The organism is Phormidium sp. FACHB-1136 (genome assembly GCF_014697375.1).
Taxonomy (GTDB): Bacteria; Cyanobacteriota; Cyanobacteriia; order Phormidesmidales; family Phormidesmidaceae; genus Nodosilinea.
Map to the genome: position 1 here is coordinate 1 of NZ_JACJRS010000073.1, position 18,013 is coordinate 18,013.

General features: G+C 57.4%; 14 protein-coding genes. 7 read left to right on the top strand and 7 right to left on the bottom strand.

The window, feature by feature from the left end:
* The 3 genes from H6G62_RS18760 to H6G62_RS18770 all read left to right on the top strand — a co-directional run.
* Window positions 1-317, top strand: a 317-nt coding sequence (locus H6G62_RS18760) for a transposase (RefSeq protein ID WP_190492062.1), incomplete at its 5' end; no start/stop codon positions are given.
* A gap of 65 nt (window positions 318-382) precedes the next feature.
* Entirely contained in the window at window positions 383-571 is a 189-nt protein-coding gene (locus tag H6G62_RS18765; protein ID WP_190497946.1) for a hypothetical protein, read from the top strand.
* Between the two features lie 119 nt (window positions 572-690).
* A complete protein-coding gene (locus H6G62_RS18770; protein WP_190497948.1) occupies window positions 691-1,452 on the top strand; it encodes a response regulator transcription factor in 762 nt (253 codons plus the stop codon).
* 220 nt (window positions 1,453-1,672) lie between these two features.
* Here the strand turns inward: H6G62_RS18770 and H6G62_RS18775 are convergent, their stop codons facing one another.
* The 3 genes from H6G62_RS18775 to H6G62_RS18785 all read right to left on the bottom strand — a co-directional run bounded on the left by H6G62_RS18775 (window position 1,673) and on the right by H6G62_RS18785 (window position 5,069).
* Window positions 1,673-3,220, bottom strand: a complete 1,548-nt coding sequence (locus H6G62_RS18775) for a carboxylate-amine ligase (protein ID WP_190497950.1) — start codon at window positions 3,218-3,220, stop codon at window positions 1,673-1,675.
* On the bottom strand, window positions 3,213-4,145 hold the full coding sequence (hetR, locus tag H6G62_RS18780; protein WP_347239384.1) for a heterocyst differentiation control protein: 933 nt from the start codon (window positions 4,143-4,145) through the stop codon (window positions 3,213-3,215). The genes H6G62_RS18775 and hetR overlap by 8 nt, the downstream gene beginning before the upstream one ends.
* A gap of 294 nt (window positions 4,146-4,439) precedes the next feature.
* On the bottom strand, window positions 4,440-5,069 hold the full coding sequence (locus H6G62_RS18785) for a hypothetical protein (RefSeq protein ID WP_199325110.1): 630 nt from the start codon (window positions 5,067-5,069) through the stop codon (window positions 4,440-4,442).
* A gap of 274 nt (window positions 5,070-5,343) precedes the next feature.
* Between H6G62_RS18785 and H6G62_RS18790 the strand changes: the two genes are divergently transcribed.
* The 4 genes from H6G62_RS18790 to H6G62_RS18805 all read left to right on the top strand — a co-directional run bounded on the left by H6G62_RS18790 (window position 5,344) and on the right by H6G62_RS18805 (window position 9,775).
* Window positions 5,344-5,838, top strand: coding sequence for a Ycf51 family protein (locus tag H6G62_RS18790; RefSeq protein WP_190497951.1), 495 nt, complete (start codon window positions 5,344-5,346; stop codon window positions 5,836-5,838).
* A gap of 40 nt (window positions 5,839-5,878) precedes the next feature.
* Complete coding sequence (locus H6G62_RS18795) at window positions 5,879-7,039, top strand: iron-containing alcohol dehydrogenase family protein (protein WP_190497953.1); 1,161 nt, start codon at window positions 5,879-5,881, stop codon at window positions 7,037-7,039.
* A complete protein-coding gene (locus tag H6G62_RS18800; RefSeq protein ID WP_190497955.1) occupies window positions 7,036-8,241 on the top strand; it encodes an aspartate aminotransferase in 1,206 nt (401 codons plus the stop codon). Before H6G62_RS18795 ends, H6G62_RS18800 begins: the two co-directional genes overlap by 4 nt.
* Window positions 8,242-8,317: 76 nt before the next feature.
* Window positions 8,318-9,775 carry a phenylalanine--tRNA ligase subunit alpha gene (locus tag H6G62_RS18805; RefSeq protein WP_190497957.1) on the top strand — a complete coding sequence of 486 codons (1,458 nt, stop codon included), beginning with the start codon at window positions 8,318-8,320 and terminating at the stop codon, window positions 9,773-9,775.
* Window positions 9,776-9,842: 67 nt separating this feature from the next.
* Here the strand turns inward: H6G62_RS18805 and H6G62_RS18810 are convergent, their stop codons facing one another.
* The 4 genes from H6G62_RS18810 to H6G62_RS18825 form a co-directional block, all read right to left on the bottom strand.
* A complete protein-coding gene (locus tag H6G62_RS18810) occupies window positions 9,843-10,643 on the bottom strand; it encodes a Uma2 family endonuclease (protein ID WP_190497959.1) in 801 nt (266 codons plus the stop codon).
* 177 nt (window positions 10,644-10,820) lie between these two features.
* Window positions 10,821-11,933: a 3-dehydroquinate synthase gene (gene aroB / locus H6G62_RS18815; RefSeq protein WP_190497961.1), complete on the bottom strand. Its 1,113-nt coding sequence runs from the start codon at window positions 11,931-11,933 to the stop codon at window positions 10,821-10,823.
* A gap of 234 nt (window positions 11,934-12,167) precedes the next feature.
* A complete protein-coding gene (gene purB, locus H6G62_RS18820) occupies window positions 12,168-13,463 on the bottom strand; it encodes an adenylosuccinate lyase (protein ID WP_190497963.1) in 1,296 nt (431 codons plus the stop codon).
* 49 nt (window positions 13,464-13,512) lie between these two features.
* Window positions 13,513-17,919: a hypothetical protein gene (locus H6G62_RS18825; protein WP_190497965.1), complete on the bottom strand. Its 4,407-nt coding sequence runs from the start codon at window positions 17,917-17,919 to the stop codon at window positions 13,513-13,515.
* Window positions 17,920-18,013: the final 94 nt, after the last annotated feature.

Consider the following 18,013-nt stretch of genomic DNA (forward strand, 5'->3'; position numbering starts at 1 on the left):
TTGAAGACTTTGAGCAGGATGGCCCTAAGATTCTTATCATTTTAGACAATGCAAGTATTCATAAAAAGGCAGAGATTCTAGAGAAGATAGCGAAGGAGATGCCCAACATTGTTTTAGAATTTCTGCCACCCTACAGTCCGGACTATAATTTAATCGAGTTAGTTTGGCACTCTGCAAAGGAATTCATTGCCAATCGTCTATTTGAGTCGATTGAGGATCTAGAAGCGCTTGTTCATAACCTGTTGAACGAAGGGCAGCTTGTCATCAAATGGGATCGCAAGATCAAAAACAAAGGAAACACAATCAATGCAATTTAAATGCATATCAGCTTACCCACTTTCGCTTTACCCCAGAGCAGGTTAACCAAGCCAACCAGCCCAACATGGGCCACGGACATCTTTATATCAATGGCGAAAAACAGGGGCGAATTTATGGCCCTTGGCTGCACTTGGCCCACCTCCCCCCAGGGCAAAACGAAATCACCGTTAGCCTCAATGCCAACGGCCATGAAGCCCTCACCCACAACGGCCAACCCATTGCGGCCACCATCACCCTTGAGGTGTCGGAGTAGATCGCGGCACGGGGCCAGAATGGCCATGGGAAAGCTGTGATCACAATCTTCCAATTTTCTCTATCTGGCGGGTGAAACCAACCTGATATGATCGGGACGAAGCTACTTTACGCCTTTTTATGAATTCCGCAGAGCTTGTGTCGCCAGTCCAGTCTAACCTGCGCGTTGGGTTAGGGCGGGTGCTCATCGTTGAAGACGAAGACCTGATTCGGGAAACCCTGGCGCTGGGACTAGCGGAGGAGGGCTTTGAAATTGTGATTGCCGAGGATGGACTGACCGCCCTCGACCTACTGGGGGGCACCGCCCATGCCAGCCGGGTAAACCGCCCAGAGATCAACTTGGTGGTGCTAGATTTGATGCTGCCGGGGATGAACGGCCTGGATCTCTGTCGGTTGTTGCGGCACCAGGGTATTGACGTGCCCATTCTTATTCTCAGCGCCAAGGGCACCGAAACCGACCGGGTGGTGGGCCTAGAAATTGGGGCCGATGACTACTTGACCAAACCCTTCGGGATGCGCGAACTGGTGGCCCGCTGTCGAGCCCTGCTACGGCGGCGACAAAGTAATCTCCAGGCTACCCCAGACAACGTGCTGACCTTTGAGGACATTGCCCTCCATCCCCAGGAATGTCGCGTTTTCCTGCGGGGCGAAGAGGTGAGCCTATCCCCCAAGGAGTTCCGAATTCTGGAACTATTTATGGGCCAGCCCCGACGGGTGTGGTCCCGCGACCAAATTATTGACCAAGTGTGGGGCTACGACTTCATGGGCGACAACAAAACCGTGGATGTCCATATCCGCTGGATTCGCGAAAAGCTAGAGGCCGACCCCAGCCACCCGGTCTACATCAAAACCGTGCGCGGCTTCGGCTATCGCCTCGGTTAAGAGGGTTGTCCAGCCTCAGTTCATCCCAGCCAACCGATTCATAAACCTCAGTAGATCACAAACGTGCTCTTTTGCCACGATCTAGCCCTCACCCCCAACCCCTCTCCCACGAGGAGAGGGGAGCCGGAAACGGTCTTCAAAGTCCCTCTCCCTTGGGGAGAGGGATTTAGGGTGAGGGCTGCGGGGGCTTTGCGATCTACTGAACCTAGGTAAGCCAGCGTTAGGCCCCCTCGTCTTGGCCCTCTGTAGCGGCATCCAGGGCGGCGACCACTTGGTCGTAGAGCTCGTTGGCGTGGGCGGGACTGGTACCAATGCAGGTGAGGCCCAGTTTGCCGTATTCCGAGAGACAGCCCATCAGGTGAAAGGCGGCTCCTACCCCCAGGATGGAGTTGAAGTGGAGGCGGTTGCTGACGATGATATCCATCAGGTCGCTGGGCAGCAGACCCCGGTATTGGGCTTTTTGTAGATTATCCGAAGCCCGGTAGTAGCGCACCTGTTCCTGTTTGGTGTAGAACAGGCCGTCCCTTGGGTTAAAGCGTCCCTCGGTCAGCATTTTCATGGCCATCAGGGGATGGGTGGTGCCGCCCTTGCGGAGGTTAATTTCAATGGCCTGGAGATCCCAGGTGGGGGCCGCTGGATCGCCCCGTTGCACGGCGATGAAGTCCACCCCGTAGCGCTCTAGGGCACCCTGGGCCGCCAGTTCTTCGCCAATGCGCTGCCCCATGGCCTGGATTTCCAGCCGATAGTCTGACCGAGCCGGGAAGGAACACCCCAGAAAAATTTGGCCATCGGGGCCACCCAGTTCTTGATCGTGGGTAGAAAGAATTTCCACGGTGCCCAGAGGGGTGATGCGGCCCTGGACGCTGGGGGATTGCTTGTAGTCGCCCTCAATGAAGGCTTCGGCGATGGCCCCCAGTTGGTGAATTTTCGCGGCAAAGTGGGGCCAAGTTTCCGTTGGGCACTGAAAGCTGAGGGTTTCGAGGGCATCCTGAAGGGCCTGGGAGCGGGCGGCGGTACCCACGGTGCCGGGGGCAATGGTGGCTAGAGGGCGCAGATCCAAAATGGCGTTACCTTCGCCGGAGAAGCCCTCGTCTAGCTTAATCACCATGCGTTGCAGGTCGGGCACCCGTTCCCACACATCGGCGATGGCGGCGGCAAGGTCAGCTTCGGAAAACACCAGGTCGCTCCCGGCGGGATGGGGAATCTGGCAGCGCTTAAAAATCTCCCGACTGCCGCTTTTGGTACCCCACTTCAGCAGATCAGGATCTAGAGCTAGCAGGGGAATGTCTAAGGCGAGGGACAACTGCCGCTCTAAATTCGTCGAGTTATAGCAGGTGATGTAGGCCCGCTGGGGATCGAGAATGCGTCGAAGGCGTTCCAGCAGTCGGGGACGCTCCAGCACCTTTTGGGTGAGGGGCTTTTGAGAACTGTCGTAGGTGGCTAACAGGGTGAGGCGTTCCCGTGCATGGGAGCTGGGAATTCCCGGCAATAGCTCCAGGTAGTAGTCCACAATGCTGGGGTGGAGGGGCTGGGAGGTGAGGTAGATAATCCGGGTGTTGGGGTTGCGCAGGCGAATGAGGGAAAACAGCAGCCGTTCTTCGTAGTAGTTCACCCCTTCAACCTTTTGAAGTTCCTCCTGGTTGAGGCTGAGGGAGGGCACCACCACAATCTGCCGTTCCTCGGTGTCGAAGGTATCGGCGGAACACCAGCGCTGGGACAACTGCCGTTGCAACTGCCGAAAGCGGTTCTTGTGGGCTGGGCTAGTCATACTCGCGGGTACCCGCCGCAAACTGAAGCACCATGGGATAACCGCCGTCCTGGTGATACTTGTCGGCCCAGGTGCGCAGCAGCACATCCAGTTCCTGAAGGGCCTCCTGGCGGCGATCTAGGTCAATATCAAACACTTCCACCCCCCGCAGCACGCCCTCCTCATCGCGCACCCAAGACTGCAAAATGCTGAAGTAGCGGGCCACGTCGTCGATCATAGCAAAGGCGCGTTCCCGCTCATCCTTGGGCGCGTAGGATTCGCTGGCCAGGGCAAACAGGGGAATATCCACCAGGGGCGAGTCGATTTGGATGACGGTGCCGGAATGCAGCAGCCGAAACTTAATGTGCAGCATCAGGGCATCGCTGAAGGGCATCCGTTGGACTTCGGGGAACTCCTTCTGGGACAACTCATGGAGCATTTCGATTAACTCGTTAAACTCCACCTGGTCGAGGATGCGGGCCTTGGGGGAACCGGGGGGCAGGCTTTCTTCAATGGATTTGCGCTCGCCCGGAGTGAGCCCAGGTTGCCGCACCCGCGACTCCTGCGGCCCGCAGGGAAACCGCTCCTGCCACAGAAACGGGAGGGCAATTAAATAATAGGGCTCCTTGGAGTTCAGCACCTTCAGACTTTGGCCATCGGCGATTGCCGCCTGAATCTCCTGGACAATGGCCTTCACTCGTTTGGGTTCTACGTGATACAAAAAACCCGTTTTGCGGATGTTTTCGCCGTGCTCCAAAAAACTGGAGTAGATGGCTAGCTTAGCCGCCGTGGTCGCCGCGTCTAAAAATGCACCGTAGCGGTGTCCCCCCATTTTCATGGTGCCAATGGCGAGATGCAGCAAAATCCAGTCGGCAGGGCTTTTGTCTACCACCTGCGATAGCATTTGCCGAATCTGTTCTGGGGAGATTTCAGACTGCTGACTCACAATGCTGTCACTACCATCTTGCTTAGGGGTGGGCACACTGGCCTATTGAAGCGCAAGGGCAAAGCACGTTCCACAGTCTAGACAAAGCAAGACGCTACACCCGCTAGAGACACCAGAAACCCACCCTGGCCTAGACCTCACAGGACGTCGCATCGAATGCCGTCACCCTATTGTTGTCGCGCTTTGTGCGGCCCTTAGGGCTACCAATATACCGTGAACCACAAAAAGTGGATGCCTTGCACCCAAGATCGTGCGGCAACTTTATCCTAACTTGCCCGCCCCATCTCTTCTGGCCTAGGGCGTTGTAGGCGCTTCAGTGGGATCAGCAGCGGGCGGATCAGAGGGTTCGGCAGCGGGCGACTGGGTCGCTCCACAGTAGGTATTGACATCGCTGATCAGCTGGGCCTCCTGTTGAGACAGGGTTTCAATGGCGGAAACCGCTTCCACCGTCTGCGTTTGGGAGGCTTCGATGGTAGCGGGCAGGTCATCCTCCGAGGCCACCGTCACCACCATATCCATGGCCTGACTGGCCTCCTCTAGGGCGGTGCTAAACCCTTGCACCACACCAATGTATTCATCTCGGAAGGCCGCGAGGGTTTCATCTTGGAGGGAAACGGCCTCTAGATCGCTAACCAGGGTATTGAGATTGGTGACCACCTTATCCACGGCGGCGGTGTATTGGCTAGCGGCGGCTTTAATATCATCGAGATTTTTGACCTGGGCCGCACTTTCGCTAAAGGCTTGAATATCGGTCTCAAACTCCGGCATGAAGGTTTGGGTTTGGTTGACCACCGCCGCCAAATCGTTACATTGGGACACCTTCGATGACCCACATCCCGTTAGCACCAAAGCCGCTAACGCCCCCAGTACCACGCCCCGGTGACGCGCACCCCACTGGATTGACCCTTTTGCTGCTGTCACCATAGCTACCGCCATCCTGTGATCCGTTCAGTACGGCTTCAAGTTTTACCGCGTCTTGGACGGCTTTACAAGATTCATATCCTTTAAATTCCCCCTGTCCGAAGGCGACCGAGGCGACCGAAGTGCTCCTGGCCCCAACCAGATAACAGGGACAGGGTAGGATCAGGATAGCGCAGGGTTTAAGGATAGTAAGGATCTCGGCTGCACAGGCAGGATGCCCCTAGTCTAAGGCCCGTTATCTGCGATATGTTTGTTAATCTATCTGCACTATAGACCTATGACGACACCCGCCGAATTCCTCATTGCTACCCAGTGGGCCGCCCTTGGCACCGTCGCCCTTGCCGTCATCGCTGGACTAGGGTTTGCCTTTAAATGGGGGATTCGGTTTCGCCTGGTGGGCGCTGCGGGGTTTGCGGCGGTGCTGACGGTGGGGCTGCTGGGCCTCAGCTTTCAGCCCTTCAGCCGCACGGTGATCGAAGGCGCGTTGCCCTACACCACGGTGTACGATTCCGGCTCTAGCCAGATTGTGATTGCCGTGCCCAACGCCATTACCGAAGACGAACTGGATGCCACCCTGCGTCAGGCGGCGAGTAACCTGTTCAAGCCCTACCGTCTCGGCATTCCCGGCCAAACCGCCACCGTTCGCGCCCGCACCATTGTGCATGAAGACAACGGCGTGTCTCGGCTGGTGTATCTGGGTCAAGTGCAGCCCGCCCCCAAGGATTCCGACCTCGATTATCAGGTGCAGATCAACCGCGACCTCCTGGCCTAGCCCCGGCCTGCTTCACGCCCTTGCGTTCTGGGTATTTTTAATGACGACTAGCCTTTCCGCGATTTCAACCCTTGCCATTGCTCCGGCCCAGGTGGTGCGGGGTGAGGGCATTTTGTCAAACCAGGGTGAGGCGATTGCGACCCTGGGCCAGCGTCCCCTGGTGGTGGGTGGACAGCATAGCTTGCCACGGGTGCAGCCGTTGCTGGATGCCCACCACCAGGCCGGACTGGCCAGCCAAACCGCCGACTATGGCCGCGACTGTAGCGAAGCCAGCCTGGAACGGTTGCTTGGCATTGCCCAAAAGCACCAGGCCGATGTGGTGATTGGGGTGGGCGGCGGCAAGGCGTTGGATACCGCCAAGCTCTTGGCTCATCAGATTCGTTGCCCAGTGGTGACGATTCCCACCTCTGGGGCCACCTGTGCGGCCTGGACAGCCCTTTCTAACGTGTATTCCGAAGCCGGAGCCTTCCGCTACGATGTGGCCCTAGATCGCTGCCCGGATCGGCTGATTTTGGACTATGACCTGATTCGCACCTCGCCGCCGCGCACCCTAATTGCGGGCATCGGCGACGGGTTAGCCAAGTGGTACGAAGCCTCGGTGAGTAGCGGATCGTCCGACCAAACCCTGATTATTTCGGCAGTACAGCAGGGGCGGGTGCTGCGGGATATTTTGTTCCAAAAAACTCCGGCGGCGCTGCGCCAGTGGGGTGGCCCGGAATGGCGCGAAGTGGTGGATGCCACGGTGCTCTTGGCTGGAGTGATTGGCGGCGTGGGCGGTGCCCAGTGCCGTACCGTGGCCGCCCATGCGGTGCACAACGGCCTCACCCAACTGCCTGCCTGCCACGATGCCCTCCACGGCGAAAAGGTGGCCTACGGCATCCTGGTACAGCTCCGGCTGGAGGAAATGGGCGGCAAGTCCTCCCTGGCCACCTCGGCGCGGCAACAGTTGATTCAGTTCTATCGGGCCACGGGCCTGCCCCAAACCCTGGCGGATCTGGGCCTCGGCAATGCCACCCTGGCCGATCTTCAGCGGGCGGCGGAGTTTGCCTGCCGAGAAGGATCCGACATCCACCACCTGCCCTTCACGGTATCTCCCGATGTCCTGCTAGCGGCGATGGTGTCGCCCCTCTGCCCCGAACTGCGGGAACGCCCCCGCCCATCCTCGTCTCCATCTACGGCTCCCTCGGAGGTACAGCCATGACCCTTAGTTGGCTCCAGCCCGCCCAGCGCATCAATTCCCTACCCCCCTACGTCTTTGCTCGTTTGGACGAACTCAAAGCCCGCGCCCGCGAACAGGGCCTCGATTTGATCGACCTGGGCATGGGCAACCCCGATGGCCCCACCCCCGCCCCTGTGGTGGAAGCAGCCCAGCGTGCCATTGCCGACACCGCCACCCACGGCTACCCCCCCTTCGAGGGCACCGCCAGTTTCCGTACCGCCATCACCGACTGGTACGCCCGCCGCTACGGGGTTCAGTTGGATCCTTCTGCCGAGGCGTTGCCCCTGCTGGGTTCCAAGGAAGGCATCACCCACCTGGCCATGGCCTTCATCAATCCGGGTGATTTGGTGCTGGTGCCCACCCCGGCCTACCCGGCCCACTTTCGCGGCCCCGTCATTGCCGGGGGCGACATCTACCACCTGCACCTGACCGCCGAAAACCAGTGGCTGATCGACTTTGACGCCATCCCCCCCGAAGTCGCCAAGCGGGCCAAGGCGCTGTTTTTCAACTATCCCAGCAACCCCACTGCCGCCACCGCCCCCCGCGAGTTCTTCGAGGCCGCTGTGGAGTTTGCCCACCGCTACCAGGTGCTTCTGGTTCACGACCTTTGCTACGCCGAACTGGCCTTCGACGGCTACCAACCCACCAGCCTGCTCGAAATTCCCGGCGGCAAAGAGGTCGGCGTTGAGTTTCACACCCTCTCCAAAACCTACAACATGGCCGGATGGCGGGTTGGCTTTGTAGTGGGCAACTCCCAGGTGATCCAAGGGCTACGCACCCTGAAAACCAACCTGGACTACGGCATCTTCTCCGCCCTACAACGCGCCGCCGAAACTGCCCTCTCCCTGCCCGACCACTACCTCCACGAAGTCCAAGAGCGCTACTCCACCCGCCGCGACTTTTTGATCAAGGAATTCGCCTCCCTGGGCTGGACGGTGGATCGACCCCAGGCCACCATGTATCTTTGGGTGCCCTGCCCCCTGGATAGCACCTCTACGGATTTTGCCCTGGCGGTGCTGCAAGAAACGGGAGTGGTCGTCACCCCTGGCAACGCCTTTGGCCCCGGCGGCGAAGGCTACGTGCGGGTCAGCCTGATTGCCGACTGCGACCGCCTTGGGGAAGCCATGGATCGCATCCGCAAGGCGGGCTTCCGGTTCGATGCGGCGGTGGCGGCTCCGGTGTAGCTCGCGCTGATCGATTCCCCTGTGGTATCAGAGGGGCTCCCCTGGTAGGCTAGGGGGATAGTCCTTTGGTCGCGCCATGATCGATGTGCTCCAGCTCACTGGCAAACAGCGGCAGTTGGTGGCCCTGCTGCAACCGCAATCCCAGGTGGCCAGCCTAAACCAGTTCTGCGCCCAGCATGGCTTTGATGTCAACTTTATCAACGGCTTTGTGCGCAGCGGTGCCCTGGATGGCTACGTCCTCTGGCAGGAGCATGGCAACCAAACCTGGGCACTCACCCTCAAGGGCATCGATCTGGATGGTCAACTTCCCGGCATGGCCCTAGCCGAACGACTCCTCCAGGGCATCACCGACCGAGCCGCCCTCCAGCGGGAGTTAGGGGCGACCTTTAGCCTTCACTATGGAGCTCTGCGCCGTGAGCAAGCGGTGGATTTGGCCGATGGCGACGGTGAGGGCCAAGTGGTGATTTTGAAGTCGGCGGTGCTAGCGGCCTACCAGCAGCGCCAGACCCTCCTAACTCAAATTGCCCAGGGGACGGAGGATGTGCCGCCCAGTTCGGCCTCCCTAGACTGGCTGACTCAGCAGGGCTATGTGGCCCGCCGCCGCGAGATTGACCATAGCCTGACGGTGTTGCCTACCCTGAAATCCCTCATCCTCAGCGACGTGGTGACGGCCCTGACCAGCGATCTCATCCTGTCGGGGCAGTGGCAGCAGGTCACCCTCAAACCCTACGACATCCATACCGAAGTGTCCGATGTCGCCTATGGTCGGCCCGCCATTTTGACCCAGTGCATCCAGCGGATTCGGGATATTTTTCTGAATATGGGCTTCGATGAAATGTCGGGTTCCATTGTGGAGTCGGCCTTTTGGAACTTCGACGCCCTATTCACCCCCCAGGATCACCCGGCCCGTGAGGTGCAGGACACCTTCTATCTGGCCAATCCTCAAACCGTCGCTTTGCCCACGGATGACGACCTGGTGCGGCGGGTACGCCAGGTTCACGAAACTTACTACGGTGGCCAATGGACGGAGGCCGAAGCCAGCCGCGCCCTGTTGCGAGCCCACACCACCACCTCCACCGCCCAGCGGCTGTACCAACTTCAGGGGCAAGACGGCAAGTATTTTTCCATTGAGCGGGTGTTCCGCAACGAAACCGTAGACCGTACCCACCTGGCGGAATTTCACCAGATTGAAGGGGTGGTGATTGGCGAATTGCTGAGTGTACGTACCCTAATGGGCTATCTCACCTACTTTTATGAGCGCCTAGGCTTCACAGACCTCAAGTTCAAACCCACCTACAACCCCTACACCGAACCCTCCCTAGAGGTGTTGGCCTACCATGCCCCCAGCGGCGGCTACATCGAAGTGGGCAATTCCGGCCTGTTTCGCCAGGAAATGCTAGAACCCCTGGGCTGTGGCCACAAATCCACCGTGGCCTGGGGGCTGGGCCTAGAACGCATCGCCATGCTGCTCTACGATGTGGAAAAACTCTCCGACCTGATTGGGCCAGATATCACCATTCGCTCCCATCCCTAACGCAATCCGGCGGACGTTAATCTAGGCCAGCGTTCTCAGGGGGGCCATGATGAGTGATGGGCTCTATCTAGGGGTCAATGCCCAACTCCCGTAGTTTGGCCGCCAGTTGAGCCGCCCTGGCCTCGGCCTGCTCCGCCCGTAATTGTTCCTGCTCCGCCCGTGATTGCGCCTGCTCCGCCCGCTCTGATCCGGTGGGTAGGAGGTTCCCGGCCCGGTCGCACCAGCGCAGCCAAGTGGTGGTCAGTCCCTCAAAGGTGCCTTCCCACAGGGTGAGACCCAGGCCCACCTGGTCGAGCCAGGGTTCTCCTAGAGGAACATATTGCCCTTCGTGAAGGCCAAACACCCACAGGAGGTCATTTCCCAACTGCTGCAAGGGGTCAAACACGGCGTAGTAGGGCACCCCCAGTCGGGCATAGTCGCGCAGTTTGCGGCCCAGTTCGTTACCCTCCCGGTTGGAGACAATTTCAATCACCACGTCCGGCGCTTTACCAAACTCCCAGACAAAGTAGGTGCGGTTGCGCTTTTGGCGAAAGTCCTGGGGGGTTTCCACATCCAGGCTCACGAACACATCGGGCACAATGGGCGGCTGGCCCACCTGGGCAAAAATGCCAATGTCGGCGTCAGCGATGAAGGGCCGATCCATGCCCAAACTGGCCCAAGAACTGTAGAGAATCTCCACCAGCAGCCGTTGCAGCTTGGCCGACAGAAAATTATCCACGGGGGTATCGTCCTCAATCACCAGGTCGTCAATATTCGGCCACGTTTCTGGGTCGGCGGGCGCTAGGGGGCCGTCATCCTCAATCACCAAATTCTCAATATCTGGAATGAGGTCTGGGTTTAGGGAATAGGTCTGGGGAGGTTGGGGCATGGTGGAAGACCCTCTGAACGAACGACACCGAGCAAAGACACCATTAACAGGCGGGATGGGTTCAGGATAAAACCCGCTGTGGAAAGGGCGAGGCGACCTCGCCCCTACGGTCTGGTGGGTTGGGACGTGGGGTGATCTCATGCGGATTTGAGATCCCTTGTTTTGAGGATAGCAGCCCTAGCCTCGGCTGGCGGCGATGGCGGATCGGATCACCGCTGGGGTGACATCTCCGGTGACGATGGCGGAGCCGATGCCCTGGGGCAGGACAAATCGCACCTGGCCGTCTTCCACCTTTTTGTCGCCCTGGAGTAGGCGCAGAATGTCGTCCTCCTGGAGGTTGGCGGGGATGGTGGTGGGTAGCCCCGTTTTTTCGATCAGCCGGAGCTGGCGGGCGGCGTCCTCTTTGCTCCAGTAGCCCAGTAGGGTGGCGATGTGTCCGGCGGCCACCATGCCAATGGCTACGGCCTCCCCGTGGTTGACGCCCCGGTAGTGGGTGAGGCTTTCCACCGCATGGCCGATGGTGTGGCCGTAGTTGAGGATGGCCCGCAGTCCGGCCTCTTTTTCGTCCTGGGAGACCACGTCGGCCTTGGCTTGGCAGGATCGGGTGAGGATTTGGTGGAGCAGATCGTTGCCCAGGTAGCGGAACTGATCGAGGCGTTCGGCGGATTCCAGGGCGGCGAACAATTCAGCATCCCAAATCACACCGTATTTAATCACCTCGGCCATCCCGGCTCGAAATTCCCTCGGCGGCAGGGTTTTTAGCACCATGGGGTCAATGACCACCAATCGGGGCTGATGGAACGCGCCAATCAGGTTTTTGCCGTGGGGATGGTTGACCCCGGTTTTGCCGCCAATGGAAGCATCCACCATGGCCAGCAGAGAGGTGGGAATTTGCACAAATCGAATCCCCCGCAGCCAGGTAGCCGCCGCAAAGCCCGTCATATCGCCGATGACGCCGCCCCCTAGGGCGACCATAGCCGACTGTCGCTCTAGGCGAAATTCCAACGCCGCATCGTAGAGGGCTTGGATGGATTTCAGGGTTTTGTAGCGCTCTCCGGCGGGCAGCAGATGGTACTGCACGGCATAGCCCGCCTGGGTGAGGGATTCCGTCACCGTTTGGCCATAGTGGCGAAAAATGGCTGGATTTGACACCAGCAGCAGCCGCTGACCGGGCTTGATTAGGGGCTTGTCGGGATTGGCCAACCAGATCCCAACTTGGGCCAGCCCTTGATGGGCCACCACAATGTCGTAGGGCAAATCAGGCAGGGGAACGGGAATTACGGTTTTCATAACGACACACAGACCTAAGGGAACGGGAATTGACCAACGGGGAAAAAGCACCCCATCCGCCAAGGCTGACAGGGTGACGGAGGCAACAGAGGATGGAACCCAGGGAACCGAACCATGGGCAATCTGGATAGATTACCCCGGTTGCGTCCGGCGAGAGGGCGAGGAGACCGCGCCCCTACGGGTGGACGGGTGGCCATGGGTGGGCCTGGACTTCGGGGGATGTTGGGCCTAAACCTAGATGCCGAGCCGCTGATAGACCTGATCGAGGTTGCGCAGGTGGTGATCGGGGTCGAAGCAATCATCGATTTCGGCGGCGGAGAGTTGGGCGGTCACCCGTTCATCCTGGCTAATCAGGTGGCGAAAGTTGCCATCGTCGGTGTTCCAGGCGGTGTGGGCGCAGGATTGCACAATGGCATAGGCGTCCTCACGGGCCAGCCCCTTTTCCACCAGGGAGAGCATCACCCGCTGGCTGAACACCACGCCACCGTAGACGTTCATGTTGCGGGCCATATTCTCAGGATAGACCAGCAGATTCTTAATGAGGTTGGTGGTTTCCACCAGCATGAAGTGGGTGAGGATGCAGCTATCGGGCAGGGCCACCCGCTCCACGGAACTGTGGGAAATGTCGCGCTCGTGCCAGAGGGCCACGTTTTCCACAGCCGCCATGGCGTTGCCGCGCAGGATGCGGGCCATCCCAGTCAGCCGTTCCGACCGAATCGGGTTGCGCTTGTGGGGCATGGCTGAAGACCCCTTCTGCTTTTTGGAGAAAAATTCCTCCACTTCCAAGACATCCGTGCGCTGAAGATTGCGAATTTCCACGGCAAACCGCTCAATGGAGGCCCCCAGCAGGGCCAGGGCGTTCATAAAGTCGGCATGGATATCGCGGGAGATTACCTGCGTTGAAGCGGTATCGGGCCGCAGACCGAGGTTTTGGCAGGCCAGAGCTTCGATTTGGGGATCGATGTTGGCGTAGGTGCCCACCGCCCCTGAAATTTTGCCCACGGCGATAGTGTCTTGCAGGTGCACAAGGCGTTCCCGGTGGCGCAGCATTTCCGCCAGCCAACCCGCCAGCTTAAAGCCAAAGGTAATCGGTTCGGCGTGGATGCCGTGGGAGCGGCCAATCATCACGGTGTCGCGGTGCTCTTGGGCCTTGTAGCGGATGGCCTGGATCAGGTTTTCCACGTGGATCATAATCACCTGGAGGCTATCCACCATTTGCAGGGACAGAGCCGTGTCGAGCATATCGGAACTGGTCATGCCCAGGTGGATATAGCGACCCACATCCCCCACGTACTCGTTGACGTTGGTCAAAAAGGCGATCACATCATGGCGCACCTCGGCCTCAATTTCCAGGATGCGCTTGGGGTCGAACTTTGCCTTGGCCTTGATTTCCTCCACCGCCTCCTTCGGAATGTAGCCTAGTTCTGCCTGGGCCTCGCACACGGCGATTTCTACCCGCAACCAGGTCTTAAATTTATAGTCATCCGTCCAGAGGTCGCCCATTTCGGGCAGGGTATAGCGTTCAATCAAGGCTTTGGGCTGAATACAACCGTCTTATTTTACTAGCCTTTTACTCGCCCTATGGGAACCGCTGCACATTTTGCTGGGCGTAGGTCAAATTGGGCTGGTAGGCCGCCGCCCGATCCTGCGCCGTAGCGTAGTTGGGGTCAGACTCTGGCACCTGCTGCATTAGAGTGATGGCAGTTTCCCATGCAGCGGCTACGGCCTGCCAGTCTTCTTTCGTGGTGGCAGTTTGGGCCAACTGAGAGGCTTGGGTGGCCGCATTCACCGCATCCCGGAAGGGATTGGCCGATACGGGTGGTGTCACCGGGGGTTCCGTGGGAGGGGTGGTGGGTTCGGTGGGTGGCTCCGTCGGCGGCTCTGTGGGAGGAACCGTTCCACCATCGGGGGGAGCCGGAATTTCCGTTGGGGGTTCCGGTACCGGAGCTTCGGGCTGTCGCATCCGCCCCAGCAGCGTGGTAATGCCAAACACCGCCAGCAACAGCGCCAGGGCTCCCGCTCCAATCCCCAGGATAATTTTCAGACCCAAGCCAGAAGACTTGGCCTTGCCGGGGGTGCGCTGATCCACCTCCTCCGGCGATACCGGGGCAAACTTGTGGATAAAGTCGTCGGTGGCATCGATTTCCTCAGTAGCGGGCTCCTCGAAGGATCCTGTCTCGATGGGTGTTTCATCCCCTTGGTGGAAGCCATTGGTGGCGTTATCCGCAAAGACCCCGGCCCCATCCTCATTATCGAAGGCATCTAAATTTTCCTCACTCCAGTCGATGGGGGCAAATTCCTCCTCCATCGGCTCTAGGTTTTCCGAGATAACCTCCTCTGCCCAAGTGTCATCAAGGGCGGCGGGTTCCGTACTGGCCGGATCATCCGTTTCCGAGGGCTCATCGAACCCCAGATCCGCCTCAGTTCCAAAGGGTTCACCGTCCCCAACCTCTGGCATTTCCCCAGCGTCTAGAAGCTCATCGGCCTCAACGTCGGTGTCAACGGCTAGGGGTTCAGGTTCTTCCACGTCATCTCCGGCCATAGCGGTCATCCCCGCAGCGGCTAGCCCCGCCGCCGCTAGCCCTCCAGCGGCCATCACCCCAAAATTGGGGGACTCGTCATCCTCTGATGGAGTTTCATCGGGCAGTTCGGCCCAGTTGTCCATATCGGCAAATTCGGCGGTATCGCCCAACTCCTCCCCCCAACCAGCATCTACGGTAGCCTCTGGGTAGGCCATATCGATTAACGCTTCGCCACTCCCAGGGGCGGCGGAGACATCATCTTCGACCACAAAGGGGCTATCTGTAGTGGTTTCTGGCTCAAGCACCAAGTCAGGATCAAAGCCAAAGTCGGCCTCTGCTGCTAAACCAAAGTCTGCACCCGTCCCCTCCTCAGCCGAGTCAGGTTCCATCACCAGGCTAGGGTTAAAGCCAAAATCGTCACCACCCAAGGTCTCTGAATCTTCACTGGAGGTGGCAAAAGGCGTTTCAGCGACCGACTCATCTAATAGATTGTCTTCAAAGCCAACCCCATCAAACGCCAATTCCTCATCTAAGGATTCCTCGCCAAAATCAGGCATCTCAAACGCCAATTCTTCACCAAGAGGATCTTCTTCAAAACCCGTCGCGTCAAACGCCGATTCCTCACCTAAGGATTCCTCACCGAAATCAGGTACCTCGAAAGCTGATTCCTCACCAAGAGGATCTTCTTCAAAACCCGTCGCGTCAAACGCCGATTCCTCACCTAAGGATTCCTCACCGAAATCAGGTACCTCGAAAGCTGATTCCTCACCAAGAGGATCTTCTTCAAAATCCGCCGCATCAAAGGCCGACTCTTCGGCTAAGGATTCTTCGCCAAAATCAGGAACTTCAAACGCCGATTCTTCGCCAAGGGGTTCTTCTTCAAAACCCGTTGCATCAAAGGCTAATTCTTCACCTAAAGCTTCCTCGCCAAAATCAGGAATCTCTAAGGCCGATGCCTCACTAAGAGACTCTTCAAAGCCAGAAATCTCAAAATCAGCTTCCTCGCCTAGGGATGCTTCCTCAAATCCAGTCTCCTCAAGAATAGATTCTTCGACTAAGACCTCGCCCTCGAAGTCAGACAGATTAAAGGAAGATTCTTCTCCTAAGAGATCTTCCTCAATAGCAGGCATGGCAAAGGCATTATCATCACTTGCTAAGAAGCCCGATTCATTGTCAAAGTCCTCAGCTTCTAAGGGCGTTTCTAGGTTCAAGTCAGCGTCAACACCTAAGACCGGGTCCAAATTATCAAGTCCATCTGCCTCAAACTCGCTAGCGTTATTCTCTGTCGAATCGCCCCACGGATCATCATCGAGTTCAAAGATAACTGGTGCTGTCGTTGCTAAGTCAGGACTTAAATCCATGTCAACGCTACCAACATCGGCAGTGGACTCTTCACCTAAATCTGGGTCAAGGCCACCGTCATCAGCAACGGACTCTTCACCTAATCCCAGATCAAAACTGCTTTCGTCGGTTACTTCTGCACCAAGGTCTAAATCAAAACCACCATCATCGGCAGCAGGTTCTTCACCTAAGTCCAAATCAAAGCCGCTTTCGTCGGTTACTTCTGCACCGAGGTCTAAATCAAAACCACCATCATCGGCAGCAGGTTCTTCACCTAAGTCCAAATCAAAGCCGCTTTCGTCGGTTACTTCTGCACCGAGGTCTAAATCAAAAGCACCGCCATCATCGGCAGCAGGTTCTTCACCTAAGTCCAAGTCAAAACCAGCGTCATCAGTTGCTTCGGCACCAAGGTCTAAATCAAAATCACCGCCATCATCGGCAGCAGGTTCTTCACCTAAGTCCAAATCAAAACCAACGTCGTCGGTTGCGGCTACACCAAGGTCTAAACCAAAATCACCGCCATCATCGGCAGCGGATTCTTCACCTAAGTCCAAATCAAAACCAACGTCATCATCGGCAGCAGGTTCTTCACCTAAGTCCAAATCAAAACCAGCGTCATCAGTTGCGGCTACACCGAGGTCTAAATCAAAGCCACCATCATCGGCAGCAGGTTCTTCACCTAAGTCCAAATCAAAACCAGCGTCATCAGTTGCGGCTACACCGAGGTCTAAATCAAAATCACCGCCATCATCGGCAGTGGATTCTTCACCTAAGTCCAAGTCAAAACCAACGTCATCAGTTGCTTCTACACCAAGGTCTAAATCAAAACCACCATCATCGGCAGCGGATTCTTCACCTAAGTCCAAGTCAAAACCAGCGTCATCAGTTTCGGCTACACCGAGGTCTAAATCAAAACCACCATCATCGGCAGCAGGTTCTTCACCTAAGTCCAAATCAAAACCAACGTCGTCGGTTGCGGCTACACCAAGGTCTAAATCAAAAGCACCGCCATCATCGGCAGCGGATTCTTCACCCAAGTCCAAATCAAAACCAGCGTCATCATCGGCAGCAGGTTCTTCGCCTAAGTCCAAATCAAAACCAGCGTCGTCGGTTGCGGCTACACCAAGGTCTAAATCAAAATCACCGCCATCATCGGCAGCGGATTCTTCACCCAAGTCCAAGTCAAAACCAACATCGTCGGTTGCGGCTGCACCAAGGTCCAAATCAAAATCACCGCCATCATCGGCAGCAGGTTCTTCACCTAAGTCCAAGTCAAAACCAGCGTCGTCGGTTGCTTCTACACCAAGGTCTAAATCAAACCCACTTCCATCGGCAGCGGATTCTTCACCTAAGTCCAAGTCAAAACCAACATCATCGGTTGCGGCTGCACTAAGATCTAAGTCAAAACCACCGTCATCATCGGTGGATGTTGAGCCTAAATCCAGATCAAATTCACTGCTATTCGTAGCTTCTTCGCCCAGCCCTAGATCAAAGTTATCGTCGGTAGTAGAACCTAAATCGAAGTCGAACCCGTCGGTGGCGTTTAGGTTTTCGGCATCTCCAAAATCGAGGTCGGTGGTAGATTCACCGAGGATAGCCGCATCAAAGTCGAGATCTGCGTCGGTATCGCTAGGTTCAAAGACAACGGATTCAAAGGCGTCCTCAAAGTTGATGTCCGCCGAAATATCTGCTGCATCGGTGGCCTCATCGCCCATATCTAGGGCGAGATCTAGATCTAGATCCAGATCATCTGTGACGGGTGCATCTAGGTCTAGTGCTTCTAGTTCTTCGGCTAGGCTGGCAGCGGGCGGGGGGGGTGACCCTTCCCGTATTTGAAGGGTTTCTGTCCAGGCATTGGCTTCAGAGCCATGTTGTTTACCGCTCACACTGAGGTGATCAACGGTTGCCAGGGCCAGCCCAGTGATGCCAGTTCTGACATAGTTCACCAGTTCGGTTTGGGCTGGAATGTTTGCCGATTCTAGCACCACCTGCAACAGGTTCCCCTGCTGAGCCACATGGGCCGTGATGCCCTTGCTCTCTAGGTGTTGGTTGATGAGAGCGGCGATGGCTTCAGGTTGACCTTGCCTTGCCAGTTGCAGAACTTGAGGGGGCGTAGTAGACATGGTGGTCTTTAGAATTCAGCGAATTTAGCTTAAGGCCGAAGAATTCCTTATAGTATGCCCGGACTGTCTGATCTTGGCACATCTCAATGGTCAG